The 26,217-nt window shown below is 61.2% G+C and carries 27 protein-coding genes; 9 read left to right on the top strand and 18 right to left on the bottom strand.

Annotated elements, in window-relative coordinates:
* Nucleotides 1-2 precede the first annotated feature (2 nt).
* Together ubiU and ubiT are read right to left on the bottom strand one after the other, a co-directional pair.
* Complete coding sequence (gene ubiU / locus AC13C8_RS02380) at nt 3-980, bottom strand: ubiquinone anaerobic biosynthesis protein UbiU (RefSeq protein ID WP_482846303.1); 978 nt, start codon at nt 978-980, stop codon at nt 3-5.
* A complete protein-coding gene (ubiT, locus tag AC13C8_RS02375; protein ID WP_091433684.1) occupies nt 980-1,522 on the bottom strand; it encodes a ubiquinone anaerobic biosynthesis accessory factor UbiT in 543 nt (180 codons plus the stop codon). Before ubiT ends, ubiU begins: the two co-directional genes overlap by 1 nt.
* A gap of 140 nt (nt 1,523-1,662) precedes the next feature.
* Here ubiT and AC13C8_RS02370 point away from each other — a divergent pair, with 140 nt between their 5' ends.
* Together AC13C8_RS02370 and AC13C8_RS02365 are read left to right on the top strand one after the other, a co-directional pair.
* A complete protein-coding gene (locus AC13C8_RS02370; protein WP_482846320.1) occupies nt 1,663-3,165 on the top strand; it encodes a UbiD family decarboxylase in 1,503 nt (500 codons plus the stop codon).
* A complete protein-coding gene (locus tag AC13C8_RS02365; RefSeq protein ID WP_482846302.1) occupies nt 3,162-3,722 on the top strand; it encodes a UbiX family flavin prenyltransferase in 561 nt (186 codons plus the stop codon). The genes AC13C8_RS02370 and AC13C8_RS02365 overlap by 4 nt, the downstream gene beginning before the upstream one ends.
* A 4-nt stretch (nt 3,723-3,726) precedes the next feature.
* On the opposite strand, the gene hemA is transcribed toward AC13C8_RS02365, so the two are convergent.
* The 10 genes from hemA to AC13C8_RS02315 form a co-directional block, all read right to left on the bottom strand.
* Nucleotides 3,727-4,950, bottom strand: a complete 1,224-nt coding sequence (gene hemA, locus AC13C8_RS02360; RefSeq protein ID WP_091433779.1) for a 5-aminolevulinate synthase — start codon at nt 4,948-4,950, stop codon at nt 3,727-3,729.
* Between the two features lie 363 nt (nt 4,951-5,313).
* Nucleotides 5,314-6,534 carry an NnrS family protein gene (locus AC13C8_RS02355; RefSeq protein ID WP_482846301.1) on the bottom strand — a complete coding sequence of 407 codons (1,221 nt, stop codon included), beginning with the start codon at nt 6,532-6,534 and terminating at the stop codon, nt 5,314-5,316.
* A 103-nt stretch (nt 6,535-6,637) separates the two neighbouring features.
* Complete coding sequence (locus AC13C8_RS02350; protein ID WP_091433673.1) at nt 6,638-6,886, bottom strand: hypothetical protein; 249 nt, start codon at nt 6,884-6,886, stop codon at nt 6,638-6,640.
* Entirely contained in the window at nt 6,883-7,086 is a 204-nt protein-coding gene (locus AC13C8_RS02345; RefSeq protein ID WP_091433669.1) for a hypothetical protein, read from the bottom strand. The genes AC13C8_RS02350 and AC13C8_RS02345 overlap by 4 nt, the downstream gene beginning before the upstream one ends.
* Nucleotides 7,087-7,162: 76 nt before the next feature.
* A complete protein-coding gene (locus AC13C8_RS02340) occupies nt 7,163-7,426 on the bottom strand; it encodes a hypothetical protein (protein WP_091433667.1) in 264 nt (87 codons plus the stop codon).
* Complete coding sequence (locus AC13C8_RS02335) at nt 7,426-7,971, bottom strand: cytochrome c oxidase subunit 3 (protein ID WP_091433665.1); 546 nt, start codon at nt 7,969-7,971, stop codon at nt 7,426-7,428. Before AC13C8_RS02335 ends, AC13C8_RS02340 begins: the two co-directional genes overlap by 1 nt.
* On the bottom strand, nt 7,968-9,914 hold the full coding sequence (locus tag AC13C8_RS02330) for a nitric oxide reductase activation protein NorD (RefSeq protein ID WP_482846300.1): 1,947 nt from the start codon (nt 9,912-9,914) through the stop codon (nt 7,968-7,970). The genes AC13C8_RS02335 and AC13C8_RS02330 overlap by 4 nt, the downstream gene beginning before the upstream one ends.
* Before the next feature lie 78 nt (nt 9,915-9,992).
* On the bottom strand, nt 9,993-10,799 hold the full coding sequence (locus AC13C8_RS02325; protein ID WP_482846299.1) for an AAA family ATPase: 807 nt from the start codon (nt 10,797-10,799) through the stop codon (nt 9,993-9,995).
* Between the two features lies 1 nt (nt 10,800).
* Nucleotides 10,801-12,171 carry a cbb3-type cytochrome c oxidase subunit I gene (locus AC13C8_RS02320; RefSeq protein ID WP_482846298.1) on the bottom strand — a complete coding sequence of 457 codons (1,371 nt, stop codon included), beginning with the start codon at nt 12,169-12,171 and terminating at the stop codon, nt 10,801-10,803.
* Nucleotides 12,172-12,192: 21 nt separating this feature from the next.
* The gene (locus AC13C8_RS02315; RefSeq protein WP_091433773.1) at nt 12,193-12,645 is read right to left on the bottom strand and encodes a c-type cytochrome; all 453 of its coding nucleotides are present in this window, start codon (nt 12,643-12,645) and stop codon (nt 12,193-12,195) included.
* Between the two features lie 220 nt (nt 12,646-12,865).
* On the opposite strand from AC13C8_RS02315, the gene AC13C8_RS02310 reads away from it, so the two are divergent.
* The gene (locus AC13C8_RS02310; protein ID WP_482846297.1) at nt 12,866-13,198 is read left to right on the top strand and encodes a hypothetical protein; all 333 of its coding nucleotides are present in this window, start codon (nt 12,866-12,868) and stop codon (nt 13,196-13,198) included.
* 446 nt (nt 13,199-13,644) lie between these two features.
* Here AC13C8_RS02310 and AC13C8_RS02305 read toward each other — a convergent pair whose 3' ends face one another.
* Nucleotides 13,645-15,426 (bottom strand): bifunctional helix-turn-helix transcriptional regulator/alpha/beta hydrolase, encoded by a 1,782-nt coding sequence (locus AC13C8_RS02305; RefSeq protein ID WP_482846296.1) that lies wholly within the window; start codon nt 15,424-15,426, stop codon nt 13,645-13,647.
* Nucleotides 15,427-15,664: 238 nt separating this feature from the next.
* Here AC13C8_RS02305 and AC13C8_RS02300 point away from each other — a divergent pair, with 238 nt between their 5' ends.
* Both AC13C8_RS02300 and AC13C8_RS02295 read left to right on the top strand, forming a co-directional pair.
* Complete coding sequence (locus AC13C8_RS02300) at nt 15,665-16,828, top strand: M24 family metallopeptidase (protein ID WP_482846295.1); 1,164 nt, start codon at nt 15,665-15,667, stop codon at nt 16,826-16,828.
* Nucleotides 16,829-17,575, top strand: a complete 747-nt coding sequence (locus AC13C8_RS02295; RefSeq protein WP_482846294.1) for a maleate cis-trans isomerase family protein — start codon at nt 16,829-16,831, stop codon at nt 17,573-17,575.
* Nucleotides 17,576-17,584: 9 nt separating this feature from the next.
* Here the strand turns inward: AC13C8_RS02295 and AC13C8_RS02290 are convergent, their stop codons facing one another.
* From AC13C8_RS02290 to AC13C8_RS02275, 4 genes are all read right to left on the bottom strand, one after another.
* Nucleotides 17,585-18,130: a biotin transporter BioY gene (locus tag AC13C8_RS02290; protein ID WP_482846293.1), complete on the bottom strand. Its 546-nt coding sequence runs from the start codon at nt 18,128-18,130 to the stop codon at nt 17,585-17,587.
* A 3-nt stretch (nt 18,131-18,133) separates the two neighbouring features.
* Nucleotides 18,134-18,745, bottom strand: a complete 612-nt coding sequence (locus AC13C8_RS02285; protein WP_482846292.1) for an energy-coupling factor transporter transmembrane component T family protein — start codon at nt 18,743-18,745, stop codon at nt 18,134-18,136.
* Nucleotides 18,720-19,475: an energy-coupling factor ABC transporter ATP-binding protein gene (locus AC13C8_RS02280; RefSeq protein WP_482846291.1), complete on the bottom strand. Its 756-nt coding sequence runs from the start codon at nt 19,473-19,475 to the stop codon at nt 18,720-18,722. The genes AC13C8_RS02285 and AC13C8_RS02280 overlap by 26 nt, the downstream gene beginning before the upstream one ends.
* A gap of 72 nt (nt 19,476-19,547) precedes the next feature.
* Nucleotides 19,548-20,423, bottom strand: a complete 876-nt coding sequence (locus AC13C8_RS02275) for a LysR family transcriptional regulator (protein ID WP_245744805.1) — start codon at nt 20,421-20,423, stop codon at nt 19,548-19,550.
* 85 nt (nt 20,424-20,508) lie between these two features.
* On the opposite strand from AC13C8_RS02275, the gene tmpA reads away from it, so the two are divergent.
* Both tmpA and tmpB read left to right on the top strand, forming a co-directional pair.
* On the top strand, nt 20,509-21,654 hold the full coding sequence (gene tmpA / locus AC13C8_RS02270; protein ID WP_482846290.1) for a 2-trimethylaminoethylphosphonate dioxygenase: 1,146 nt from the start codon (nt 20,509-20,511) through the stop codon (nt 21,652-21,654).
* Nucleotides 21,651-22,241 (top strand): (R)-1-hydroxy-2-trimethylaminoethylphosphonate oxygenase, encoded by a 591-nt coding sequence (gene tmpB, locus AC13C8_RS02265; protein ID WP_482846289.1) that lies wholly within the window; start codon nt 21,651-21,653, stop codon nt 22,239-22,241. Before tmpA ends, tmpB begins: the two co-directional genes overlap by 4 nt.
* Before the next feature lie 30 nt (nt 22,242-22,271).
* Here tmpB and AC13C8_RS02260 read toward each other — a convergent pair whose 3' ends face one another.
* Nucleotides 22,272-22,988 carry a DnaA N-terminal domain-containing protein gene (locus AC13C8_RS02260; protein WP_482846288.1) on the bottom strand — a complete coding sequence of 239 codons (717 nt, stop codon included), beginning with the start codon at nt 22,986-22,988 and terminating at the stop codon, nt 22,272-22,274.
* Between the two features lie 483 nt (nt 22,989-23,471).
* Between AC13C8_RS02260 and AC13C8_RS02255 the strand changes: the two genes are divergently transcribed.
* Both AC13C8_RS02255 and AC13C8_RS02250 read left to right on the top strand, forming a co-directional pair.
* On the top strand, nt 23,472-24,776 hold the full coding sequence (locus AC13C8_RS02255) for an AAA family ATPase (RefSeq protein WP_482846287.1): 1,305 nt from the start codon (nt 23,472-23,474) through the stop codon (nt 24,774-24,776).
* On the top strand, nt 24,773-25,849 hold the full coding sequence (locus AC13C8_RS02250) for a ParB/RepB/Spo0J family partition protein (RefSeq protein WP_482846286.1): 1,077 nt from the start codon (nt 24,773-24,775) through the stop codon (nt 25,847-25,849). The genes AC13C8_RS02255 and AC13C8_RS02250 overlap by 4 nt, the downstream gene beginning before the upstream one ends.
* Nucleotides 25,850-26,217: the final 368 nt, after the last annotated feature.

Raw genomic sequence — 26,217 nt, 5'->3', positions numbered from 1 at the left:
GGCTACCTCCAGGTTTTCTTATAGGCACCCGCGGTCGCGGCCTGCCCTTCGGTCAGTTGCGCCAACATCCCCTCGGGCATGGGGCGGCCCGCGGCTTGCGCCTCGACAGCGGCACGGAAGTTGCGCACCACCTGCGCGACATAGGATCGCGAGCGTTGCCGCCCCTCGATCTTCAACGCCGTCACCCCGGCCTTCGCCAGTTGAGGGATCAGCTTCTCGGCATTCAAACTGACCGGATCTTCGAACAGATGCCCGGTCGCGTCACCCGCGCTGAAACACCCCTTGCACAGCGTGGGGTAAGGCGCGGGTTCATCCGCGCCAACCTTGTGAATGGTGAACCCGCCCAGCTTGGCCGACAGCGCGCCGTGATCATCGTGATAGTCCACATGGCTGGCGGGCGAACACACGCCGTTCATGTTGGGCGACAGCCCAGTGGCGTAAGAGGAGAGCGAACAGCGCCCTTCCGCCATCACGCACAGGCCGCCAAAGACGAACACCTCGGTCTCGACCTCGGTTTCGGAGTTGATCGCGGCGATTTCCGGCACTGACAAGACGCGCGGCAGCACGACGCGCTTCACGCCAAATTCGCTGGCATAGAAATTCAACATATCGGCATTGGCAGTGGCGGCTTGCACCGACAGGTGCCGACGCAAGCCGGGGTGGTGTTTCGCGGCATAGGCCAGCAGGCCCAGATCGGCCAGAATCACCGCATCGACGCCGCATTTTTCCGCGTCCGCCACCGCGCGGTGCCAGATCGCCTCGGCCCCCGCGCGGGGGTAAGTGTTGATCGCCACCAGCACTTGCGCGCCGTGGTCATGGGCAAATTTCACGCCCTCGCGCATTTCGTCGCGGTCGAAATTCAGGCCGGGAAAGTTGCGCGCGTTTGTTTCATCGGCAAACCCGCAATAGACGGTGTGCGCCCCCGCTTTCACAGCCGCGCGCAGGGATGCGGGCGTGCCGGCGGGGCAAACGATTTCCATTACCACAGGGGGTCCTCCTCGTGGCGCGACAGGGCCACGCCGGTTTTGGTTTCAGCAAGCCCAATCAGGCGCTTGACCTGAGCCGCGAACGGACCGGACATCGCCTCGGCTTCGGCGGCCAGATCAAGCTCGGCATCATCAATGGCGTTGCGCAGGGCCAGAACCGCGGCGGTGTCGCCTTCGATCACCAGATCACGCGAGAAAAACAGCGCATCGCCATCATAGGCCCCGTGCACCATGCCCAGAAGCCCGGACAGAGGCCCGGCGATCCGCGCGTCGCCCTCAATCGGTTTGCGCGACAGGCGCAGGCGGGGATGGCCCGCGCGGGGTTCCAGCAAAAGCGTCACCGGCAGGTCGGTCGGGTCCAGCACGAAACGCGCATTGCCATAGTCGCCCAGCCGCTTGAACATCGACGGGTGCCGCGCGCCCATCCGGCGGGCAAACGCGCCAAGCGCAAGTGCGATAGGTGTCAATGGCAACCCGCGCAGGGCGAAGGCCGGAAGGCGTGGAAAAACAGGCAGTTGGACGGCATGGTCCTGCATGGCGCACCTCTTGAACACGGGCAAACGGGTGTTTCCGCCAGACCTTGATAACAGCCCCAGCGCGGAGCAACTTGATCAAGGTCAATTGCCCGATCACAGCCGGGTGATAGCGGTAAACGATCAGCAAGAAGGAGCCGACCATCCGCACCCTGCCCCCCTTCCCCACCCTGCGCGCCTATCTCGATTGGGCGGCGGCGCGCGGCGACCTGACCGCCGTGCCCGACCCCGTGTCGGTGCGTCACCAGATGACCGCCGTGCACCGCGCGGTGTTGGACCGTGGCGGCCCGGTTCTGCGCTTTGACAAACCCGTGCTGGAAGGGGGCAGCGTGTCCGACATTCCGGTCGTGGTGAACCTGTTCGGCACGCCCGAACGCGTCGCCGCAGGGCTGGGGATCACACAAGACAAGCTGGATGAGCTTGGCGCGTTTCTGGCCGCCTTACGCGCACCCACGCCGCCCGACGGGATGCGCGATGCGCTGTCGCGCTGGCCGATGCTGAAAGCCGCGCTTGCCACGCGACCGAAGATCATGCGCCGCGCGCCGGTGCAGGCCGAGGTTCACACCGCCGTGGACCTCTCCGCCCTGCCGATCCAGACCCATTGGCCCAGCGACGCAGGGCCGCTGATCACATGGCCCGTTGTTCTGACCCGCCCGTTTGGCGGCGATGCAGGCGACGTGAACCGCTACAACGCGGGCGTCTACCGCGCGCAGGTCATTGACCGCGACCGCATCATCATGCGCTGGCTGGCGCATCGGGGCGGCGCTGCGCATCACCGAAGCTGGGCCGCGCAAGGTGAACCGATGCCCGTGGCAATCGCCTTGGGCGCGGACCCGGCCACGCTTCTGTCCGCCGCCCTTCCCCTGCCCGAAACGGTGTCGGAACTTGGTTTCGCGGGCGTGTTTTCCGGCGCGCGGCCCCGCGTTGTGCCCGCCAAGACCATCCCCCTGATGGTGCCCGCGGATGCCGAGATGGTGATCGAAGGCTGGGTTAACCCGACCCAAACCGCGCCCGAAGGCCCGTTTGGCGATCACACCGGATATTACAACCAGGTCGACCCCTTCCCCGTGATGCAGGTCAGCGCGCTGACCCACCGCAAAGACCCGATTTACCTGTCCACCTACACCGGACGTCCGCCCGACGAACCAGCGATCATTGGCGAGGTGTTCAACCGCCTCGCCCTGCCCCTGATCCGCGCGCAAATTCCTGAAATCCGCGACCTGTGGCTGCCCCCCGCCGCCGCGTCCTATCGCATGGCGGTGATTGCCATCGACAAGCGCTATCCGGGGCAGGCGCGCCGCGTGATGATGGCGTTGTGGGGGATGTTGCCGCAATTCAGCTATACCAAGATGATCATTGTCGTGGATGATGACATCGACCCGCGCAATTGGGATGACATCGCATGGGCGCTCGCCACGCGGATGGATCCGTCGCGCGATGTGACGATATTGGAGAGGACGCCGATGGATTACCTTGATTTCGCGTCGCCCGAGCCGGGGCTTGCCGGCAAGATCGGCATCGACGCCACCAACAAGATCGGCGCAGAAACCAGCCGCGAATGGGGCGACGTCATGCACACCAACGCGCAAGACGCGGCCTTTGCCGCCGACATTCTGGCGCGACATTTGCCGGAGCTGTCCCAATGACCCGCGTCGTCCTTGGCATCGCGGGCGCATCGGGGGCGGCGCTTGGCCTTGCCACCGCGCGGCACCTTGCGGCGATCGGGGCCGAGATCGACCTTGTGATCAGCGCCGCCGCCGAACGCACCTTGGCCGAAGAATGCGGCGCCGATGCCTTTGACCAGATCACCGCAATGGCGACCCGGTTCCACGAACGTGGCAATATCGGCGCGTCGATTGCCTCTGGCTCCGCCCCCGTTGCGGGGATGATCGTCGCGCCCTGCTCGATGCGCAGCCTGGCCGCCATCGCAAACGGATTGGACGACAACCTTCTGACGCGCGCCGCCAGTGTGCAGCTCAAGGAACGCCGTCCGCTGGTTCTGATGACCCGCGAAGCGCCACTGACGCTTGCCCATCTGCGCAACATGACGCAAGCCACGGAAATGGGAGCAATCATCCTGCCGCCGGTGCCAGCCTTCTATATGCTGCCGAAAAGCGTGGATCAGGTGGTCGACCAAATCGCCGCGCGGGCGGTGGACCTTCTGCACATCGCGCCGCCGATCGCGCTGGACTGGAAGGGCTAGGCGCCTACTGCGCCGCCATCGGAACCCGCGCAACCTCGCACTGGTGCCACAGCTCTTCCAATGCTCCCAACAAATGCGCGATATCCGCGTCCGAATGCACCGGCGACGGGGTGATGCGCAGACGTTCGGTGCCTTTGGGCACGGTGGGATAATTGATCGGCTGGATGTAAACGCCATAATCGCGCATCAGCGTGTCCGAGATGAACTTGCATTTCACCGGATCGCCCACCATCACAGGGATGATGTGAGAGGGGTTGTCGATATGCGGAATGCCCATCGCATCCAGCCCTTCGCGCACCTTCGCGACGCGTTCCTTCTGGCGGTCGCGTTCGACATTCGAGCGTTTCAGATGCTGCACCGACGCGCGCGCGCCTGCGGCCACGGCAGGCGGCAGCGCCGTCGTGAAGATGAACCCGCTGGCAAAGCTGCGCACGAAATCACACAGCTCGGCCGAGGCCGCGATATAGCCGCCCATCACGCCAAAGGCTTTGCCCAACGTGCCTTCGATCACCGTCAGGCGATCCATCAGACCTTCACGTTCGGCAACCCCTGCCCCGTGTGGCCCATAAAGCCCAACCGCATGCACCTCGTCCAGATAGGTCATTGCGCCATATTTTTCTGCCAGGTCGCAAATCTCTTTGATCGGGGCAATGTCGCCATCCATCGAATAGACGCTTTCAAAGGCGATCAGTTTTGGCGCGTCGGGGTCGGCGGCGGCCAACCTGGCCTCAAGATCATCCAGATCGTTATGTTTCCAGATCACTCGCGCGGCTTTCGAATGGCGAATACCTTCGATCATCGAGGCATGGTTCAGCGCGTCCGAAAACACGATGCAGCCGGGAATTTGTGACGCCAGCGTGCCAAGCGCCGCCCAGTTCGAGACATAGCCTGACGTGAACAGAAGCGCGGCTTGCTTGCCGTGCAGATCGGCCAGTTCGGCCTCCAACAACACGTGGTCATGGGTGGTGCCGGAAATATTGCGTGTGCCCCCGGCCCCCGCGCCCACCGTATCAATCGCGTTGTGCATCGCGGCCAGAACATCTGGGTGTTGCCCCATGCCAAGATAGTCGTTCGAACACCAGATCGTCACATCGCCCGCGCCATCCTTGCCCGTATGGTGGGCTTTGGGAAAGGCACCGCGTTTGCGTTGCAGGTCGGCAAACACCCGATAGTTTCCGTCCTCGCGCAGCGCATCAAGGCGGGTTTTGAAATAGTCCTGATAATTCATGGGGTGCCCCTTGGGTGGATTATCTGTTTGGTTATTGAACCGCACCGGGGCGCAGCCAGACATGATGTTTGTCAAGTCTCGGGCAGAAATGCGAATCGACGGGTAAGGTGTAAGATAGACCAACCGCCCGCCACCCTTGCGGATGGCTCCGGCCTCGAAACGCATCAGATGCGCCCGGGCGGTTGGTCCATGGGTTCGTAAACCCGAACGTGATCGGTTGCGCCGCCGGCCTCACCCAAGAACAGAGGCGACAGGATCACAGAGGCCGTATTCGCAGAACAGGACGAGGATGTGGGAACAACCTCGTTGGGTGGGCCATGGTCGATTTGTGGCACAGGCTTGCCCCGCCACACTTAACCAACGTCAAGTCGCCGAAGATTTCATATGCGGTGGCGTTGGTGGCGGCGGGGGTGGGGCCGCGCGCGCCACCCGTGGTCCGGTCAGCGCCGGTATCATACCCACCAGGAACAGTGTAAAAGCCCCGATCCACGCAGCCCCGGCCAACAGGATCAGCGGGTCATACCAGCGATACAAAAGCTCTGCGGCCAGCCATCGGGTCAGGGCCGACAGGATCATCAACCCATACCCCACCGCGACGATGCCCGGCACAATGGGCGCGCGACCCGTATGGCCCAGCGTCGCACGGCTCATCACCGCAAGCGTCATGCCGCCGATGCCGCCAAGCCCCAACACGTGCAACGCGCCAACTTCGTCCCCGATGCCCCAACCCGCGAAGGCCCACAGAACAAATCCGATCACCATCAGGAATTGCGCGGCAAACAGCGACCACAGAAGCGGGTCGCGCAACGCCCAATGTGGGCGCCACCGGCTGAGTCTCAGCCCGTGGATGACAGCCAGTGCCAGCGCCACGACGGGTGCGAGCATCGGGATCAGCACGCTCCACGGCAGGGCGATCGCGGTGAGCACCGCCAGCCGATCAAGGCGCGGGGTGTGCGGCGGCAGGGTTTCAGGCGGCTTTCCCGCGCGATTCATCGCATTGCGGATAAAGCCCGGCGTAACCCGCCCGCCCAGCACCACGATCAGCCCGCACAGCGCCAACAACCCGACGCGAAGTCCCGCGCTGGCCGTGTCCAACGTGACGCCCGCCCACTCCAGATGCACCAGAAGATTGGCGACCAGCAGCGTGACAAGAAAGACCAGAAAGATCGCGTGTTGTGGGTTCAGGCGTTTGCGCAACTGGCCTGCGATCCGCACGACCAGCGCCGCCAGAAAAGACAAATCAACCACCGCGACCAACACAGGTGGCAGCGCGGCAGAGGACCAGAGCACCACCCGCCCTGCCAGCCACAACGCAGCCAGCGCGCCGATGATCATGCCCCGCCCACTGGCCACAGCGGTCAGGAAAAACCCTGCGACAGCGGCACCTGCATAGCCGAACAGCATTTCATGAGCGTGCCACAGATGGGGGGGCATCGACAGATCCGACAAGCCCGCCGTGCCGCCTGACGCTTGCGCGCCCAACCACAGCTCCCACATCACGCCAGACAGGATCGCCCAGATCGCGGCCGCCAAAAAGAAGGCGCGAAACCCTTCGCTGAAAACTCGTTTGAACAGGTTCGCCATGAGAAGCCCCTTTGGTGGCATATGTTCGGCAGGTTAAGGGCTGATCGGTTCGGTCGAATGACCAAAGTCAAGTCCGGCGGGGACGGCAGAAAAACACCTGGTATCAGGCGTCGTCTTCCGCCTGCACAATCAGACCATGTATCCATTTGCCGGTGATCCAGGTGAAGGGAACGCCAAGGACGATGCCGCCAACGATAGCCTCGATCGGGGTCAATGAACGCAAGCCGACAGCTTGCAGCATCAGAAACAGGAAAAACAGGTTAACCGCCGCCGCCCCCATGGCCAGCGGATACAGCACAGCGGCCACGGCCCAAACGGGCCAGCGGCCAGAGTTTTTGTCATGTTCCGTCATCTCTTGCGGTATACCACTTTTTGCACGGCGACCAGGGCAATGATCATGGCAACCGCAGTGCCGCCCAGCCAGGCCGTAGCCACACCAACACCGTGCGAATGTCCATCATTCACCGCCTCGTGCAGCAATGTTTGGTCGTGATTGGCAAAGGCGGGTGAGGCCATGATGCCGGCCAGTATGGCCAGATAGAGCGTTTTCATTTCAGGACTCCTGTCATGTTCTTGGATGAGTTTAGCGTTTTTCGCGGTTGGTTTACTTGATCATGGTCAATCGCCCCTACATCGCGAAGGGCAGCGCGTAAAGCAGTGCGGCCAGACCCAGAAAACCGATCAGAAACGCAGTGAACCCGCCACGAAATGTTGGGGCGGCACGCAGGCCCAGATAATCCGACAGGATCACGAAGGATTTCAGACCCGACAGGATCAGCACGGTCAGCACGAAGATCGGTCCGGCATCAGGCAGGACACCGGCAAACACAGTGGTCGCCATGCTCAGGGCGATCAGCAACACAAGCGCGCGGGTCAGGACAGCGTTCGACATCAGTGCACCAGATAAATGATAGGAAACAATAGCACCCAGACCAGATCGACCATGTGCCAGAACGCGGCACCGGCTTCCAGGTTGCGGGGGTTTCCCCAGCGCATCAGAAGCGCGAAGATGATCAACCCGGCCACCACATGCAGCGCGTGAAACCCGGTCAGAAGATAGTAGAAGGTGAAGAAATCGCTGGTCTCGATACCGATGCCGTGGCGGGCCTTCTCGGCGTATTCATACCATTTGACGATCAGAAACACGACGCCAAACGCCATCGCCGCCGCCAGCCACAAGCGCATATGACGCACAGAATGCGCCGAATGCACAGCGCGCGCCGCGCAATAGCCGCTGGTGACAAGCACAATGGTGTTGGCCGCACCCGCCACGCGGTTCAGCGCCGCTTGGTCAGCTGCGAACCCCACAGGGTCCATCGCCCGCATGCCAAGGAATGCCAAAAGCCCTGCGCCGAAGACCAGAAGCTCCGATACGATCAGAACCCAGATCATCAGATCACCGGGCAATTCATCCAGCACCGAGGTTTGATCCGTCATGCGCCACCGGTAATCTGGCGATAGATCTCGGGCAATGCGGCGGTCAGTCGCGTGGGGTCTGGCACGATGGAAAACCCATCCGCACCAAAGATGCGGTTCACCCAGCCCTGCCCTTTCTGGTCGACGACCACACCATACACGGCATGACCCTTCATCCGCGCCTCGCGCACCGCCATGCGGCTGTCCTCGATCCCGTGGCGGCCTTCGTAATGGTCCAGATCGTTGGGCTTGCCGTCGGTGATGACCAACAGCAGGCGGCGGGTGTTCGGGCGCTCGTCCAACCCGGCCGACGCATGACGGATCGCCGCGCCCAACCGTGTATAAAAGGCAGGTGTCAGCCCTCCGATCCGTGCTTCGACCACCGGTCCCATACGCTCGTCGAACCCCTTGCATTCCTGCACGAAGACACGGCCCCGCTTCAGGGATGAAAAGGTGTGGATCGCGAAATCATCGCCACATGCCTCAAGCCCCCACGCCATCGCGGTCAGGGCCTCTTTTTCCACGTCGATCACCTGCCGGTCGCCAATCGCGCTTTCGGTCGAGCGCGACACATCCATCAGGACCGAGATCGCCAGATCTCGTTCCATCACCCGCGTGGCGCGATAGACCCTGTCGCTGGATCGGCCCGTGGCGCGCAGCTCGACCTGCGCGGCAATTGCGGCTTCCAGATCCAGTTCGTCGCCGTCCAGTTGACGCGGCAGGATCACCCGTTTCGGGCGCAACGCCTCGAACTGGCGTTTTACGGCGCGGATGCGGCGGTTGGTGGCGGGGTCATGTTCGATCACCTCAACCTCGTCCGCGACGCTGGACAGGACGCGGGCGTGATCGGGGATATAGCTCGATGTGCGGTGGTCCCATTCAGGATAGAGGTGCTTGCCCGACAGACGCTCGCGTTCAGCATCTTCAGGCGACAGATCAAGGTGGAATTTCAGCCGCGTGGCGGTCTTTTTCGACACCTGCCCCAGCGCCAGCTCGTCCTGATCTTCGGCGGCCCGGCGGGCGTTGTCTTCGTCGTCATCTTCGATGCGACGGTTCATGTTCAGGCTTTCGACCCAGGAAAAGATCGCTTCGAACTTGTGCAGGATCAGGCTGTCACGGCGTTCGGCCAGATCGCTTTCTGACCGGCGCGCAGCCTTGGTGCCCTCGGCCTCGTCGCCGGGGCCACTGCCTTGTTCTTCGTCGCCTTCGTCCAGCCGGTCCGCTGGCATCCGCGCCGCCATTGGGCGCAGGTCGGGCCACATCGGCACAGGTCGGAAAGGACGATAGCCGCGCGGCGCCACCAAATGCGACAGGTCTGCATCGGGCGTGCGGATCAGTGCCACAAATTCCATCGCCATCTTGCGGGTTGGTTCCGGCCCACCCAGAAGATGATCAATCGCCGCTTCCATCGCGGCCTCGACGGATGGGAGCTTTGCATCCGGTCGCATGGCACGACACGCGCCGACAAGCGTTTCATAAAACCCACGCAGGCCGGGACATTCCTTCAACGTCGCCTGCGTCATCGCGATTGATGCGCGCAGCGCCCGAAGATCGGCACGCAGCGGATCGGCGTCGCCTACCGGATCAGGCGCGTGTGCGACCGATGCGACCAGCCAGAAATACAGCGCCGCATTGGCTTCGCGGGCCGGAAATTCCGCGATGGTTTCGGGCAGGCGCAATGCCTCGCCGTCAAAGCTGGGGCGCGCCTGCGTTTCGCGCCATGTGCCAAGCGACCGGCGGAACGACAGGCGGTGATGCGAGGCCGCAACGGTGGCCTGCTTGATCTCGGTCGCGTGTGACCCGCCAAGCCCACGGAAGAAGACGCCCAGTCGCCCCTCGACTTCGGTCAGGGTGACAGCGTTTTCATCGTGAATGCCGGGGGCGTCCAGTCGGCTGGCATATCTGTGCCAGAGCTTGCCGACGGTTTCTTCCGGCTCGAAAGGGTCGAAAATTCGTTCGGACATGGGGAACCTCGGGTGTCAGGTTTGCGTCCTGTGCAAAAGAACCCGCAACCGGCCTATTGGCCGGTCGCGGGGGTGGCCTTAGCCATAGATCGCCGTGACCAGATCCATCAGCCCTTGCTTGACGTCTTCGTCATCGGACAAAGGTTCGATCATCGCCACGCGAATGGCGCGTTCGACGGACATGCCGTCTTCGATCAGCGTGGCGCAATAGATCACCAGACGGGTCGAAACGCCCTCTTCCAGATCCTGACCTTTCAGGCCACGCAATTTGTTTGCCAACCGGACAAGGGACGTCGCCCGGTTGGCATCCAGCCCACTTTCACGCGTCACAATATCAACTTCCCGGTCGTGGGAGGGGAAATCGAAGTCAATCGAAAGGAAGCGCTGGCGGGTGGAAGGTTTCAGGGTTTTCAGGATGTTCTGATAGCCCGGATTGTAACTTGCCACGAGCATGAAGCCGGGTGCGGCCTCGATTTCCTCGCCGGTTTTGTCCAGCGGCAGGATGCGGCGGTCGTCGGTCAGCGGGTGCAGAACGACGGTAACGTCCTTGCGGGCCTCGACCACCTCGTCAAGATAGCAGATCGCCCCTTCCCGCACCGCGCGGGTCAGCGGGCCATCGACCCAGACCGTTTCCCCGCCTTTCAGCAGGTAACGCCCCACAAGGTCGGACGCGGACAGGTCGTCGTGACAGGCAACGGTATAAAGTGGGCGACCCAGACGGGCGGCCATATGGGCGACGAAGCGGGTCTTGCCACAACCGGTCGGACCTTTCAGAAGCAGCGGCAGCCCATGGCGTTCAGCGGCTTCGAAAACATCGCATTCGTCAGAAACGGGTGAGTAGAAGGGGGCCGAAGCCCCCTCCGTTTTCTTGTCAACGGCAGCCATATCAGGCACCTTCGCTTTCATATTCATCGGTCGGTTCAATGATCTCACGACGCGGCACTAGCTGCGAATAGATGAACAGGATTGCACCGATCACAACCGTAAGGCCCGCGCCCCACCGCATGATGTAGAAGAGCTGCACGCTATCCTGAACATCCATGTAGTTCTCGCCCAGCACACGTTGCAAATGCGTTTGGATGATTCCTGCAAAGGTCAGGACAAAGGTCATGAAAGACATACCGCCAGTCATCAGCCAGAAGCTGACCATGTTCAAAACCTGGTTGTACGGATCACGTCCGCGCAGGATCGGCATGGCATAGGTGATGATCGCCAGGTTCACCGACACATAGGCGCCATAGAAGGCCAAGTGACCGTGGGCTGCGGTGATCTGTGTGCCGTGGGTGTAATAGTTCACACCGTGCAGCGTATGCAGGAAACCCCAGACACCAGCGCCGAAGAAGGCGACAGTTGCAGCCCCCAGCGCCCACAGAAGGGCCGCCTTGTTCGGGTGGTCGCGTCTGCCTTTCCACACCATGATGAAGCTGAAGCTCATCATTGCGAAGAAGGGGATCACCTCAAGCGATGAGAAGATCGAACCAATCCACTGCCAGTAACCGGGCAGACCGATCCAGTAGTAGTGGTGCCCAGTGCCCAGAATACCCGAGAACAAGGCGGTCGCGACGATGATATAGAGCCACTTTTCAATGATCTCACGGTCAACACCGGTCAGCTTCAACAGCAGGAAGGCAAGGATCGACGCCATGACCAGTTCCCAGGTCCCCTCCACCCAAAGGTGAACGATGTACCACCAGAACATTTTGTCCAGCGAAAGGTTGGCCGGGTTATAGAAGGCAAACAGGAACAGCAGCGCCAGGCCCCAAAGTCCCAGAAGCAGCACGTTCGATATGGCCGTCTTGCGACCCTTCAGAACCGTCATTGACACGTTGAACAGGAAGATCAAGGCGGCGACGACAATGCCGATCTTGACCCAGACGGGTTGTTCGATGAACTCGCGCCCTTCCATGCCCAGAAGCCAGTTGCCATGGAACAGGTCGAACACATAGGTCAAGACTGCACCGGCCGTGCCCAGAAGCATGATGCCCAGCTGGATATAGGCCAGCATCGGCGAATGTATCTCGCGTTCAGCTTCTTCCGGTATCAGGAAATAGGCCGCCCCGAAAAAGCCCAGCAACAGCCAGACGATCAGCGCGTTGGTGTGCAACATGCGAACGATGTTGAACGGCATGAGCTCGGACAGGAAGTTCGGGCTGACATAAATCCAGCCGGCCCACAGACCCCCCAGCACCTGAACGGCGAACACCGCCATCGCTGCCAGGAAGTACCAATAGGCAATTTTTTGTGTTTGGTATTTCATTTCACGTCTCCTCTTCCGGCCTTAGCCCGCCTCGTTGGGGGGCCAGCCCTGTGCGTCGATGGTGTTCACCCACAGGAAGAAGTCTGCAAGTTCTCGAATCTGTTCGTCGCTCAGGTTGAATTGCGGCATTTGACGCCGTCCCTCGATGCCGCTCGGTTGTGCTTCCATCCAACCCTTCAGCACCTCGAACGCTGCCTCGGGATCGTCGGCGACACCCCATCGGGACATCACGTTTTGCAGCTCGGGTGCGAAATACGCGCCTTCGCCCATCAAAGTATGGCAGTTGATGCAGGCGTTTCTTTCCCACACATGTTTGCCGCGCGCCACGCTGTCTGTCAGTTCGGCATTTGCTGTCGATTTGGTAACTACGTACCGCACCGAATGCGCCGACAGGATCAAAAAGACCACAATGAAAAACAACGAGCCGCCATAGAACACGTTACGCGCCATGGTCTTGGTCATGACTTCTCGCATATTGGCCTCCAGTTCAGTTATCCAAGCTTCTGGATAACGGATTCGTGATGAAAACAGCTTGACATATGTCAACAAAATCGAACTTTCCCGACTGTTTTTGACAGGAAATCGGCTGTCTGCAAAAAAGTCCGCGCCTGCTTTCCGTTCATCAGCAAAAATTGATTGTTGCGCCGGATTAAGGCATTCTGTCTTCATTCATTTCTTTGTTCAGGTGTAAATCATGCGGCTTTCAACGATCCTGATTGCAATTCTCACCGCGACCGTCGGCCGCGCGGACATGATCGACCTGGACGATCCCGCAGCCTTCTGCACGCAGATGGCTCAAGCCTATGACTGGTCGGATAATTCTGATGCGGTTGCAAACTGCCCGTGTTCATTTGCCGGATTGAAAGATCAGATGACGCCCGAGATGTTCGGCATAACTCTCAATTGGCAACTCGATCCCGCCACCCTGCGCACCAATCTGCCCGAGGATATGACCATCGCGAATTTCTATGACACCGTGGCACCGGTTTTCGGTTCGGTTGAACAAGCCTGCGGTCCGATGCGCTAGGCTCATCCGGTCATTGGGGCGCGCTCGTAAAAAGCAACCCGCCGCCTTGCCAAACCGAGCCAGTAATTGACGCGCCCAGCGGCGGGTTGCCCTTTGGTATCACTCCACCCCTCGGCAAAGCACCCCAATATCACCCAAAAAGAAATGCCACCAAACCACGGCAGGAAGTCCGCGGTCCGGTGGCATGAATATGGGTCTAGAACACGGGGGTTGCTGTCGATATCCCCGACAGCAAAAGCCCCGCGCCATCACCACACGCCCACCCCCTTCTCGGATCAACGCGAAACCCATCGAAATGGGCAAATGATCCATGAACTCCTGCACAGCAACAGTTCGGGAATATCCCTGTAATTGAGAATACGTCTGGCAACTTAAAATCCTTGGTTTCAATAGATTAAAAGTTAGAAGCATTGGCTGCACAGGTCATACCCAACATTGGGTAAAAGTTAACGCACCAGATGTTTTTCCGCCTCGTCGAGCACGTCTTGCCAATGCCGGAAAAAGATCAACTGCCCGCTGTCGTCGTAAACACGGTAATCAATCCAGTCGTGGTCCTGCCGAAACTCGTCCAGCGACGCGACCGGAACCTGCGGATCGTGGGTGCCGTTGAAAAACACCACGGGCAACCTGCCGCTCAACGCGTTGACCATTGGGGTCCAGTCGCTTTTCTGTTCGCCCAGCACCATGCGCGAGAACGCCTCGTGGGCCGAAAAGTCCTCGGTCAACGCGGTTTCCGACCCCGTCACCATGGCTTCGAACACTTCGGGATTTTCGAAGGTTTCGACATCCGCCGGACAATTGCCATAGACCGCATGGATGAACCCCCGCTTGCCGATCTTGCGCGCCAGATAGAACCCGGCCTTCACCATGAACGGAAGCAAATGCGGAGTGTATTTCGCACCAGCCAGAATGAACCGGTGCCATTTTTCCATCCGCTCGTATTGCTCGCGACGGGTCATCGGCAGAATGCCCGCCGTGGCGATGATCGCGCTGATCCGGTGCGGGTCGTGCGTGGCCAGTTTCATCGCATAGAAACTGTCCGATCCAAGGCTGATCACAGGGCAACGCGTGACCGCTTCGGCATCCAGTATCTGCAACGTGTCCTGCGTGGCGAGCGTATCGTAATCCTGCGCCTTGGCGATCATGTCCGACATGCCATAGCCCGCGCGGACCGGAACGATGATGCGAATGCCGCGCCGGGTCGCTTCCGCCTCGGCCGAGGCGGGCCAGCGCACCAGCCCGTAATCCAGCGGCAGAAACAACAGCGGCACACCGTCGGCCGCGCCCAGCACAAGGTAATCCAACCGCCGTCCGTCCGGCGTGACCAGCGTCTTGAAGGGCCGTTCCGTCAGGCTGGCATAACCGCGGCTCAACAGCCGCGGACCGGGGTCCGCCTTGATCGTCAGGTTTGACATGTCCATCAGCGACAAGGCCAGCCGCACAAGTTCGACCTGCGACCGCGTTTCCGTCTTGGACAGGATCGACCTGATCTGCGCCCGCACCGTGTCGATCGACCGCCCCCGCTGTTCCGCGATATCCTTGACCGAGCAACATTCGACAAGGCTTTGCACCACGTCGGCCTCGGCGGTGGTCAGATCAAAGGCGCGTTTCAGAATGTCGGGAAACCCCGCCGGGCAACTGACCTCGGACGAGGCCGCCAGCACATAACGCTCGCCCGATCTCACCTGCCGCACCTGCAAGCGCACCACGATGAAATGCCCCTTGCCGCGTGACCTCAGCCGCAGCACCGCCGCGTTTTCCCCGTGCCCTTTCAGCAACGCGTGCGAGGTCGTCAGGATGCTGTCGATATCGTCCGGGTTGACCAGCATCGAGCCAAGCTCGGCCCCGACCTCAAGCCCCAACAGCGCGCGCGCCGCCGGGTTCACCGCAGCCACCTTGTGATCTGCGTCAAACAGAAAGGCCGCCACCTTGTCGAAATGGGCCAGAACCGCGCTTAACTGGGTCTGCGTGCTGCTTTGATCCAGCCGATCCAGAAAGGCCCCCGCGCGTTCAAAATGGCTTGAGATGGTGGCATCGTCCAACAGGCGGGGCGCGCTGAAATCCGCGCCTTCCCTAAGGGGCGCGATGGCGGTTTCCCAGACATCCAGCAATGTCTCATACCGCGTCGGATCAAGCGCCACATCATAAAGCCGCTCGATCGCTTCTTCCCGTGTTCTTCCTGTCAGACTGTCTTCCTGTGTCTGAGAGGACGTGTTCTTCCGATCCATCGCGTTTGTCCCGGTGATGTCCTCTGTCGGTTTTACCGACCGTCCTACGTTAGCCAGAATGTGCTTTTGCGCCAAGGGCCAAGCCAGACAGATTCGCCGATTTGATGCAAAATTAACGGGTCCACCCAACGGGTTGGCGAATGCACGGTCTGCCGAGCGGGTGGAAATATTTATTCCCACGGGCAAATCTGTGGTTAGTCTATGCCGGAGCACTCTTTTGCGCCCGAAAGGACCGTATATGCCCGACCCAGCCCGAGGGTTTCCAAAGCAAGAATTTGCGGCCCGCACCGCCCGCGCGCAGGCCCGGATGGCTGACGCGGGTTTGGCTGGGCTTCTTTTGATGACGGAACCAGAGGTGCGATATTTCTCGGGCTTTCACACGCTGTTCTGGCAAAGCCCCACCCGTCCGTGGTTCCTGTTCGTGCCCGCCACCGGCACGCCCATCGCGATCATCCCCGAAATCGGCGCGGCGCTGATGCGCACAACGTGGCTTGACGACATCCGCACTTGGTCCGCTCCGGCCCCGGCGGATGACGGGATCAGCCTGTTGACCGATCTGCTCAGCCCCATGGCCCGCGAAGGGGCGGTAATCGGTGTGCTGAAGGGGCACGAGACGATGCTGCGCATGCCCCTTGGTGACTATGAACGCCTGATGGCGGGTCTGCCGGGACTGCGCATCAACGACGCGACCGGGATTATCCGCAGCCTGCGCATGGTGAAATCCGGGCGCGAGATCGAAAAGATCGCCCATATCTGCGCCATCGGGTCACGCACGTTCGCCAAGGTTCCGGACATCGCGCACGCAGGTCTGCCGCTGGACGCGCTGTTTCGCGCCTTCCGACGCGAGGCGTTGGCGCAAGGGGCCGACGATGTGCCCTATCTGGTCGGGGGCGCAGATCAGGGCGGCTATCACGATGTGATCTCACCCCCCTCTTCGCGCCCGCTCGCGAATGGCGATATCGTGATGCTGGACACCGGTGCCACCTGGGACGGGTATTTCTGCGATTTCGACCGCAATTGGGCGGTGGGTCAGCCCGATGACTCTTCCCGCCGCGCCTATGACGTGCTGTGGCGCGCGACCCAAGCCGGGATCGACACCGCTCGCCCCGGCAACACCTGCCGCGATCTGTTCCACGCGATGCAATCGGTGATCGCCGAGATGGACGACCAGGGCGGCGATGTGGGCCGATTGGGCCACGGGTTGGGGATGCAGCTGACCGAATGGCCGTCCCACGCCGCGTTTGACGAAACTGTGCTGCAAGAAAACATGGTTCTGACGCTCGAGCCGTCACTTGGCTATGGCGACGGGCGGATCATGGTGCATGAAGAAAACATCGTCGTGCGGGCCGAAGGGGCTGAGCTTCTGACCACCCGCGCGCCGCATGACCTTCAGGTGATCTAGATGAAACTCACCTTCGACACGGATCAAGGCATCGGCACCCGCGCCAATCTGGGCGTGATCGTGCTGGAAAACGACGAAACGCTGGAAAACGAGTTTCGGCGGATCATGGATGTGCCCAGCGTCGCGCTTTACCACACGCGCATCCCGATGGGCCCGGAAATTCGCCCCGACACTCTGCCGCAAATGTTGGCGGACCTTCCCGCCGCCGCGCGGCTTCTGCCCCCGGCGCTGAGCTTTGACGCCATCGGCTATGCCTGCACCTCGGCCACCTCGGTCATCGGACCGGACAAGGTCGCCGCCGCGATCCGGTCGGTCTGCCCCGGTGCTGCCGTCACCGACCCGCTGAGCGCGATCATCGCAGGCGGCCGCCATCTGGGTGTCACGCGGCTGGGATTTATGTCGCCCTATATCGCCGAGGTTTCCCAAACCATGCGTGACCGGCTGACCGACGCCGGGTTCCAGATCGCCAGTTTCGGATCGTTTGAGGAAAGCAATGACCAGATCGTGTCGCGGATCGCGCCCGCATCCATCATCGCGGCGGCCCGTCAAGTGGCCGACGCCGCGCCCTGCGACGCGATCGTGATGTCCTGCACGGCGCTCAGATGTCTGGACGTGATCCCGACGATCGAAGATGTGACCGGCAAACCCGTGCTCGCCAGCAATCCCGCGCTGGCGTGGCACATGCTCCGGCTGGCCGGGATCGACGACCCACGCCCTGGGCTGGGTCGTCTGTTTGATAAAGGCTAGTCCCCCGGTTCAGACACGCGACAAGACGCTGGCCGGGCGCGCCTTGGCCAGGGCTGCGGTCAGCATCCCGGCAATTACGGCTTTCAGGATGTCGCCGGGGATGAAGGCCGCCATGACCACGGTTGCTTCACCCATGGTTTTACCCGTGACCAGCGCAAAGCCCGATATCCCGAAGAGGTAGAGCACCACAATCCCGCCAATCACCGAAGCGACCCCCGCGCTGACCGCCAGCGGCCCCTTGCGCCATGTCTGGGTGATCAGACCGGTGACGAAAGCTGCAATCGGGAAGCCCACAAGGAACCCGGCCGTTGGGCTGGTGAACACACCCAGACCACCACGGCCACCAGCCAACAGTGGCAAACCCAGCGCCACCAGAAGCAGGAACAAAAGCACCGCCAGCGCGCCGCGTTTCGCGCCCAGCACCGTGCCGCACAGCATGATGCCAAGGCTTTGGGCGGTGATCGGCACGCCGAAAGGCAGCGCGATTTGCGGGATCAGACCCAGCGCCGCAATCAGGGCGGCAAACAGGGCAATCAGGGTGACATTCTTTTCCATGTGTTACTTCTCCATAGCATCAAATCCGCCACGCGCGCGCAGCGCCTGGGCGATGTGGTCCGCGTCATCCAACGCAAGGACCGTAAACGGCAAGATGATCCGCCAACCGGGGCGGCGCGGCGATCGGGCGCGCCACGCGTCGATCAGCTTGGTGCCCTTGGTCAGCAGAACGGGCGTGAAGCGGATGACCAGCGCAATAGCAGTCTCTAAATAGGCGGTTTTCAGCCCCATGGCGCGCAGCGGCGTCACCAGCCAGCGCACCACGGCAATCAGGTCGGACAATTGCGTGGTCATCGTGACCAGCGTCGCCAAACCGACCGCCGTGACCATCCGCAAGACAATCACCGCACCCGTATAGGGCGTGCGCGTCACAAGGTGATAGATCACCAGCATCACAACGAAAGGCCACAGCACGCGCAGCGCCCGCAGCCCCGCCCGGAAAAACACCCGGCCGGGCAGGCGATAAAGCACCAGCATCCCGGCAAAGGCCGCGCCATGAACCCACAGGCTTTGCGCTTTGAACAACAGCACCGTCGCCACACAGAGCGCCGCCAGCTTAACCCCGGCGGGCCAGCCATGGGCGCGGGTTCTAACGGGCGAGGTCAGAGATATCATCGCTCTCTCCTTGCTGCGTCATGTCCTTGGTGAAATCGTCCAGCACATCACCCCCCTGCCCTTGCAGCGCGCCACGTTCCAACCAGAGCAGATGGTCATACCCCGCCAGATCGCGCGGATCGTGCGAGACATGAACCAGCGTGCCGTCGTAATGGTTCAGATACCGGGCCAGCTGCATCCGGGTCGGAATGTCCAACCCTGCGAAGGGTTCGTCCAGGATAAGGATGCGTGGCGTCATCGCAAGGATCGACATCAGGCAGACAAGCTGCTTTTGCCCCTGCGACAGGCTGTGCACATGGGCCTCGCGCCAATGGGCCTTGCCGAATTGCGTCAAGACAGCCGCGGCGCGGGCATCAGGGTCATCCACGCCCTGTTGGCGCAGGCCAAAGGCGACCTCCTCGATCACGGTCGGAAAGATGATCTGGTGATCGGGGTTCTGAAACAGGATGCCCACCAGCGACAGCGCCGCGCGCCGATCGTTCGCCGGGTCGATCCCGTCGATTGTCACCTTGCCCGCGCTCGGCGCAATCAGGCCGGCCAGGATCCGTGCGAACGTCGTCTTGCCCGATCCGTTGCGGCCGATCACCCCGATCCGCCGTGCGCTCAGATTGACCGAGACGTCAGACAGAATCGTTCGTCCGTCGATCACATGATCGACAGCGTCAAAGCGAATCTGTGTCGTAACGCCCGTGTCTTTCACCCGAACACCGTCCCTTTCGTCACCTATCACGCGCCTTTTAACGGGGGATGCAACGGAATGCCGCAAGAAAATGTGTTTCTCGCGCTTTTACCTTACGTAAGGTCAAGCGCAGAACTGACGGGTCAGCGCCTCCCACTGGCGGCGGGTCACGTCGCGATCTTCAGCCACCATCCAATAGGAGTTTTCCGATGGCAGCACCGCCTCGGACAGGCGCGCAAGCCGCCCTGCCTCGATCGCGCCCTGCACCAAAGGCAACGAGGCGAGAAGCACACCAGCCCCGGCCTCAGCCGCCGACAGTGCGGCGGTGAACGTGTCAAACCGCAACAACGGCACCGGCGTCGGCGCATCCCCCGTCGCGCGCGCCCAGTCGTGCCAACCCCCGCGCGGCCCCGACAGGCCAAGGCGTGGCAAACCCTGCCACCCCCCCTGCCCTGCCGATGTCAGCAGTGCGGGTGCGGCCACCGGCGTCAGCGCCTCGTCATACAGCCGCGCGCGCCGCGCGATGTCCCAATCGCCGTTGCCATATCGGATGCGCACGCCCGACGCGCCCGGTCCATCCTCGGACGCCAGAACCAGCGTCTTGAAGCTCAGCTCCACCTCGTCACCAAGCGACAGCCCGGACAGGCGCGGCGCGATCCACAATTGCAAGACCGACGCACTGGCCCAAACCGTCACCCGCCGCCGTTGAATGCCGAACAACTCCTCCGAGCTTTGGCGCAGCGTCCCCAACGCATGGGTGACATAGGGCAACCAGGCTTCGCCCTCGACCGACAGGATGACGCCGCGCGGCTGGCGGATGAACAGGGTCGCACCCAGACGCGTCTCAAGATTGCCGATCCGCTGGCTGATCGCGGCTTGCGTCAGACCCGTTTCCGCTGCGGCGGCGGTGAAACTGCCGGTGCGTCCCGCGGCCTCGAACGCGCGGACCCAATCGAGGGGCAGATTTGAAAGCGGTGTTTTTACCATAAGCCAACCCATGCCTCAGGGACGTTTCGTCTAAATTGTGCTTATCTATCAAACGCGCGACACTGTCATTGAAATTCACCCGAAGGAAAGACGCGCGATGTTTGATGCCCAGCTTGATCCGACAGGACAGATCCTGACCCTCACCGGCCCTGACGGCCCCCAACGCTTCCATGCCATGTGGCTGCGCGACAATGCGTGGGACGCAGACACCCGCGCGCCCGGCAACGGCCAACGGCTTGTCGCCCTGCGCGACATTCCGGCAGATACGAAAATGACAAAGGTGGCCGTGTCCGAAGACCGGATCACCGTGAGTTTCAGCCCGGAAGGTAAAACGATTACCTATGAGGCGGGTTGGCTGTCGGCCAACGCCTATGACCGCCCTGCCCCGGCGCAAAAAGGCTGGACCAGCGCAGAAATAGAGCCTTGGGACGCCCGCCTGATGGGGTCCGTTCCGGTTGGTGACTTCGCCAGGATGACGCAGGATGATGCGGCCCTGGGCGACTGGCTCGCGCTGGTCAACCGCTACGGTTTCGGCAAGCTGGAAAACGGCCCGATCGAGGACGGCGCGCTGTTCAAGGTGGTCGATCTGTTTGGCTATGTGCGCGAAACGAATTACGGCCGCAAGTTCGAGGTGCGCACAGAGGTGAACCCGACCAACCTGGCCTTCACCGGGCTTGGGCTTCAGGCGCATACCGACAACCCTTACCGTGACCCGGTGCCGTCGGTTCAGGTGCTCTATTGCCTGGAAAGCTCGGCGGCCGGTGGGGAAAACATGGTGGTGGACGGATTTGCTGCTGCCTTACGTCTGCGCGACGAATACCCTGACTATTTCACCGCATTATCGTCCTATTGCGCCCGGTTTGAATATGCGGGGGACGATGGCGTTTGCTTGCAATCCCGACGTCCGATGATCGAGCTTGCCCCGGATGGCGAACTGATCGCGGTGCGCTTCAACAACCGCTCGCTGGCGGCGGTGACGGACGTGCCGTTTGACAAGATGCAGATCTACTACGCCGCCTATCGCCGCCTGGGCGAAATCATTGACGATCCCGCCATGGAAGTCACCTTTCGTCTGGAACCCGGCGAAGCCTTCGTCGTCGACAACACCCGCGTTCTGCACGCCCGCAAAGCCTATTCCGGCGCTGGGACGCGCTGGCTTCAGGGCTGTTATTCCGACAAGGACGGTTTACGGTCAACCTACGCCGCGATGCGCCGCGCCGACATGAAGGAAGCCGCAGAATGAAACCCGATATCGACACGCTCTCGCCTGCCAATATCGTCGATTTCATCGGCGGCATCTTCGACCGGCGCGGCGGCGAGGAATATCTGGGCGAGCCTGTCACCATGGCCGAACATATGCTGCAAGGTGCGACCATAGCCGAGCAAAGCGGCCAGCCCGAGGAAGTCATCGTCGGCGCCCTGTTGCACGACATCGGCCATTTCACCTCTGAATTCGGCACGTTCTCGATGGACGACACCGAGGATCGTCACCACGAAGACGCCGGCGCCGAAGTGTTGGAGCGGTTCTTTCCCAGCGTCATCACCGATTGCGTGCGGTATCACGTGGCCGCGAAACGCTATCTCTGCGCCACCAAGCCCGCCTATTTCGACCGGCTCAGCGAAGCCTCGGTGCATTCGCTGATGCTGCAAGGTGGGCCGATGAGCGATGAAGAGATCGCCGCGTTTGAAAAGAACCCGAACCTGAAGCAGATCATCGCGGTGCGTTATCTGGACGATGCTGGCAAGCGCGATGATATGGAGACGCCGGATTTCTGGCATTTCGCCCCGATGGTGCAGCGCATGGTCGATCGTCGCAGAACCGGCGACTAGACCCGGTCAAGATTGACCATTTGTGCAGGATTAGTGCCTGATCACCACCTCATCCACGGATTTGTCCACGGATTGGCAGGCATAGAGTATTCGATTGCGGAAATGTGTATCGACATAATCGGCATGAAACCGGCTGGGTGCGTGCAGGATCAGCTTGCTGCCTTCGCGTCCCCGCCGGGACAGGGCGCGGAACCATGCGTTGAACAAGGTCTGATCCTCGCCGTGCAGCAAGGTCTGGACCATCGTCCATTCGGTTCCGTCTGTCATATCCGGCGGCGGGGTTTCGCCCGCTCCTGCCCCGGTCGCACCACCGCGCGATGATCCGACCGGCAGTGGCACAACATTGTCGTCCTTGACCTCGTCTCGGGTCATGCGCTGTTCGTAATCAGGCCCTATTGCAGCCCAACTGCCCTGAGTGGTCCGCAGGATCTTCTCGATATCCATCTGATATTGGGTGACGCGTCCGCGCGCGCCCTGTCGCTTGACGACCAGCCAGCCCATCGCGCGCAGCTTTGCCATCTCGCGTTTCACCGTGCGTTCATCAACGGACCAAAGTCTCGCAATCTCGCGCTGGCCGACGGTCAGTTCATTGCGCACCCAGTTGTAGCGCGCCGTGACCAAGGTCATCAGTCGCAACACCAACCGCTGCGGCCCTTTCCCTTCGGCCAGGGCATAGGCGCCCATGGCCGTGAGAAGATCGTATTTCAACGCGGCCGCATTGCGACCGGTCGCCCTGAGCTGCTGCATACTGCCCCCAGCTTGCCTGTTCTGCCCGCTTTCGCGGTTGCCTCGATCCCGGTGATATCCGGGGTGTGTTATCAAATACCGAATCTGGCGCCCGGTCATTTGAAGGCAGTCTACGCTGAACTCAACGCTTTTGCCAACACTGCTCTGATTAGCGTCCTTGGCTGCGATTCTGTCAAGCCCTTGCAGATATGTGCCCCAAAACCTTTTCAAATCAAAAAGAAAAAGGGTTTATTGGTATAGGGGGACATGCTGTCTGTCCCTTAATACGAGATATATGTCCCCCAATCTATTCCAATCGAACATCTTGTGTCCCTTTATTGGCCTGCCTATGGCGCAGAAAATAAGAAAACCGTTGGAAAACAATGGTGTCCCCTTGGGGCGGTGCTTTCACCGTTGATTTGGATTTCCCTTTTGCATTTTTCCCAAATTCCGCGTAAATCAGAAAGCACAGATAATTTACGTCCTATAAGAGCAGGAGTCAGGATGTTTACCCACGAAGATTTGGCGCAGCTACAGGCGCAATCGCTGAAAATGCAGGGATGGATCAGGCAGCAGACATATTCGCCCGAGATGGAGAAGACGCTGCGCCGCTTTTCATCCTGGGAGGTGGCGGAGTTGATCTTCAAGGTCAACCAATCCACCCTGCGTGGGCGTTTGGCGGCTGACCCCTCCCTGCCCCAGGGCCTGGTTGAAGGTGACGGGCGGCAGCGCTGGTATACGTTGGACGAGATCAACGAGTTGCGCCGCCGTATTCGGATCAACCGCAAATCCATGATGCCCGTGCGTCCGACGGGCAAGCGCGCGATTCGGGCAGCCATCGCGAACTTCAAGGGCGGCGCGGGCAAGTCCACTGTCGCGCTGCACTTTGCCCATGCCGCAGCCCTTGATGGCTACCGCGTGCTCTGCGTGGATTTCGACCCGCAGGCGACGCTCAGCCACTCGATGGGTCTGACGGATGTGGCCGAGGAATACACCGTCTGGGGCGTCATGGCGCGCGACCTGATCCAGGAAACGCAGCGGATGAACAGCGCGGTTGCTGGGGCCGAAAGCGGCACCGCCCTGCCCCAACGCCGCCTGCCCGCCGCGATCACCGATATGGGCCTTTCCGATCTGCGCAATTCGGATTTCATCAAGCCGACCTGCTGGCCGACGATCGACATCATACCCAGTTGCGCCAACGCGGCGTTTGTCGAATTTGCGTCTGCCCAGTATCGGCATGTGAACCCGGAATGGTCGTTCTTTGCCGCCGTGTCACGTTTTCTGGATGATCTGGCGGATGATGCCTATGACATGATCATCTTCGATTGCCCCCCCGCAATCGGTTACCAATCAATGAACGCGGTGTTTGCGGCGGATGTTCTCTATATCCCGTCCGGCCCCGGTTACTGGGAATATGACAGCACCACATCTTTCATCGGTCAGCTGTCCGAGGCGCTGGAGGATCTGGCGCGCTTCACCAACTCTGTCCCCGCGGGGACAATGTCGCTACCCAAGGTGTTTGCCGATGTGCGATTCCTGCTCACGCGCTATGAAGCGTCGAATGAATTGCACCGTGCGATGCGCACGGCTTTTGGTAAGGTTTTTGGGGAAAGACTGGCAGACCACCCGATCGAGATGACGCGCGCCGTCGAACAATCCGGCCGTTTCCTCAGCTCGATCTATGAAATTGATTACCGCGATATGACGCGGGAAACCTGGCGGCGCGCACGCGGGTCGTTTGACACCGCGTATGAAGAGTTCAGGGACAACCTGCTGACCGCCTGGGACAAGCTGGAGGATAGAGCATGAGCAAACGTCGCGTTTTTGACATCGACTTCCCGGAAACCGATACGCCGGCGGCAGCACCGCCTGCGGAGCCTGTGGTCGAACACCGACGCGGTCCGATGGCATCCGCGATTTCGGAAAACGCCGCTGCGCTGGAAGAGCGGAAAGCGGTTGAGGCAAGCATCCGCGCCGAGAACGATCGACTGGCGCACGAGCATGTGCGGCTGAAGAAAGCCGGGCTGATCACCGATCTGATCCCGTTGACCGCGATCCGAACCGACAAACTGACCCGTGACCGCAAACCGGGACGGGATGAGGAACTGGATGAGTTGAAGGCTTCGATCCGTGACGTGGGGTTGTCGAACCCGATCCGGATCGAGCAGGTGGGCGAGGGGGTCTATGAGCTCGTCCAGGGCTTCCGCCGTCTGACCGCGTTTCAGGAACTGTATGACGAAACCGGCGACGACGCTTTCGCTCGCATCCCCGCCGGGCTGATCGCGCATGGGGAAGAGCTTGAATTGCTTTATCGTCGCATGGTCGATGAAAACCTTGTGCGCCGCGATATTTCCTTTGCCGAAATGGCCGAGCTTGCGCGGGGCTATGTGGCGGATCCCGAGACATCGGCGCAAGATTCAGACGAGGCGCTGACCGCCCTGTTCGGGTCTTTGTCGCGGCAGAAGCGAAGCTACATCAAGCATTTCATGGTGCTGCTGGACGCCATCGGGTCACATCTGAAATTCCCCGAAGCAATCCCGCGGGCTCTGGGTCTGTCATTGGAGAAACGACTGGTATCCGAACCGGGGCTGGCTGCAAAAGTCAGGTCAGCACTGGCGGCCGCCTTTGTTTCGACCCCGGATGCAGAACTGGCGGTGCTGCGCGAACATGCGACGCCGGCGCCGCTGCCGAAAAAGCCCGCGACGGCAAAGCCAGTGGGGGCCGCCAAGACCACCTTTCGGCAGGATGTCAAAGGCGGCACCGTGCGCTGTGCGGCGTCGGAAGGGCGGATCGAAATGCGGATTGCGCGCGACTTTTCCAACGTCGATCGGCATCGGCTGGAGGATGCGGTCAAGGCGTTCTTTCAGGAACTGGACGGGTAGGGCGCGCGCCAGACTGCCATGTCCCCGTGGGGACAGCCGGGCAGGGCGCGCTGGATATTCTGATCGAGGGTGTTTGAGATTGGTCGGCCTTTGATCCGGCTGGATGTCCAGTCTCAGTGTCGGATTTCTGGATTTTCTGAGACTGCGTTCCGTTTGGTTTCAAGGGTTTGCCTGTGTCGCATTTCTGAAACCGATTCAGGGTATGTGAGACTGGACGCCGATTTGAGTCACTATTGGTGAGACTATCCGGCGTCCATGCACTGGGTAAGTTATGTCCGATAATTTGCGGCGTTATTGGACATGGCGACGTCTTGCAAGGCGCGGCGGTTTGTGTGGTGCTCTGCGGCAATAAGCGCCGTGTTGTGAGG

This window comes from Aliiroseovarius sp. B-4 (assembly GCF_056857795.1).
The sequence above is the reverse complement of the archived record's forward strand: the minus strand, read 5'-3'. Positions and strand labels throughout refer to the sequence as shown.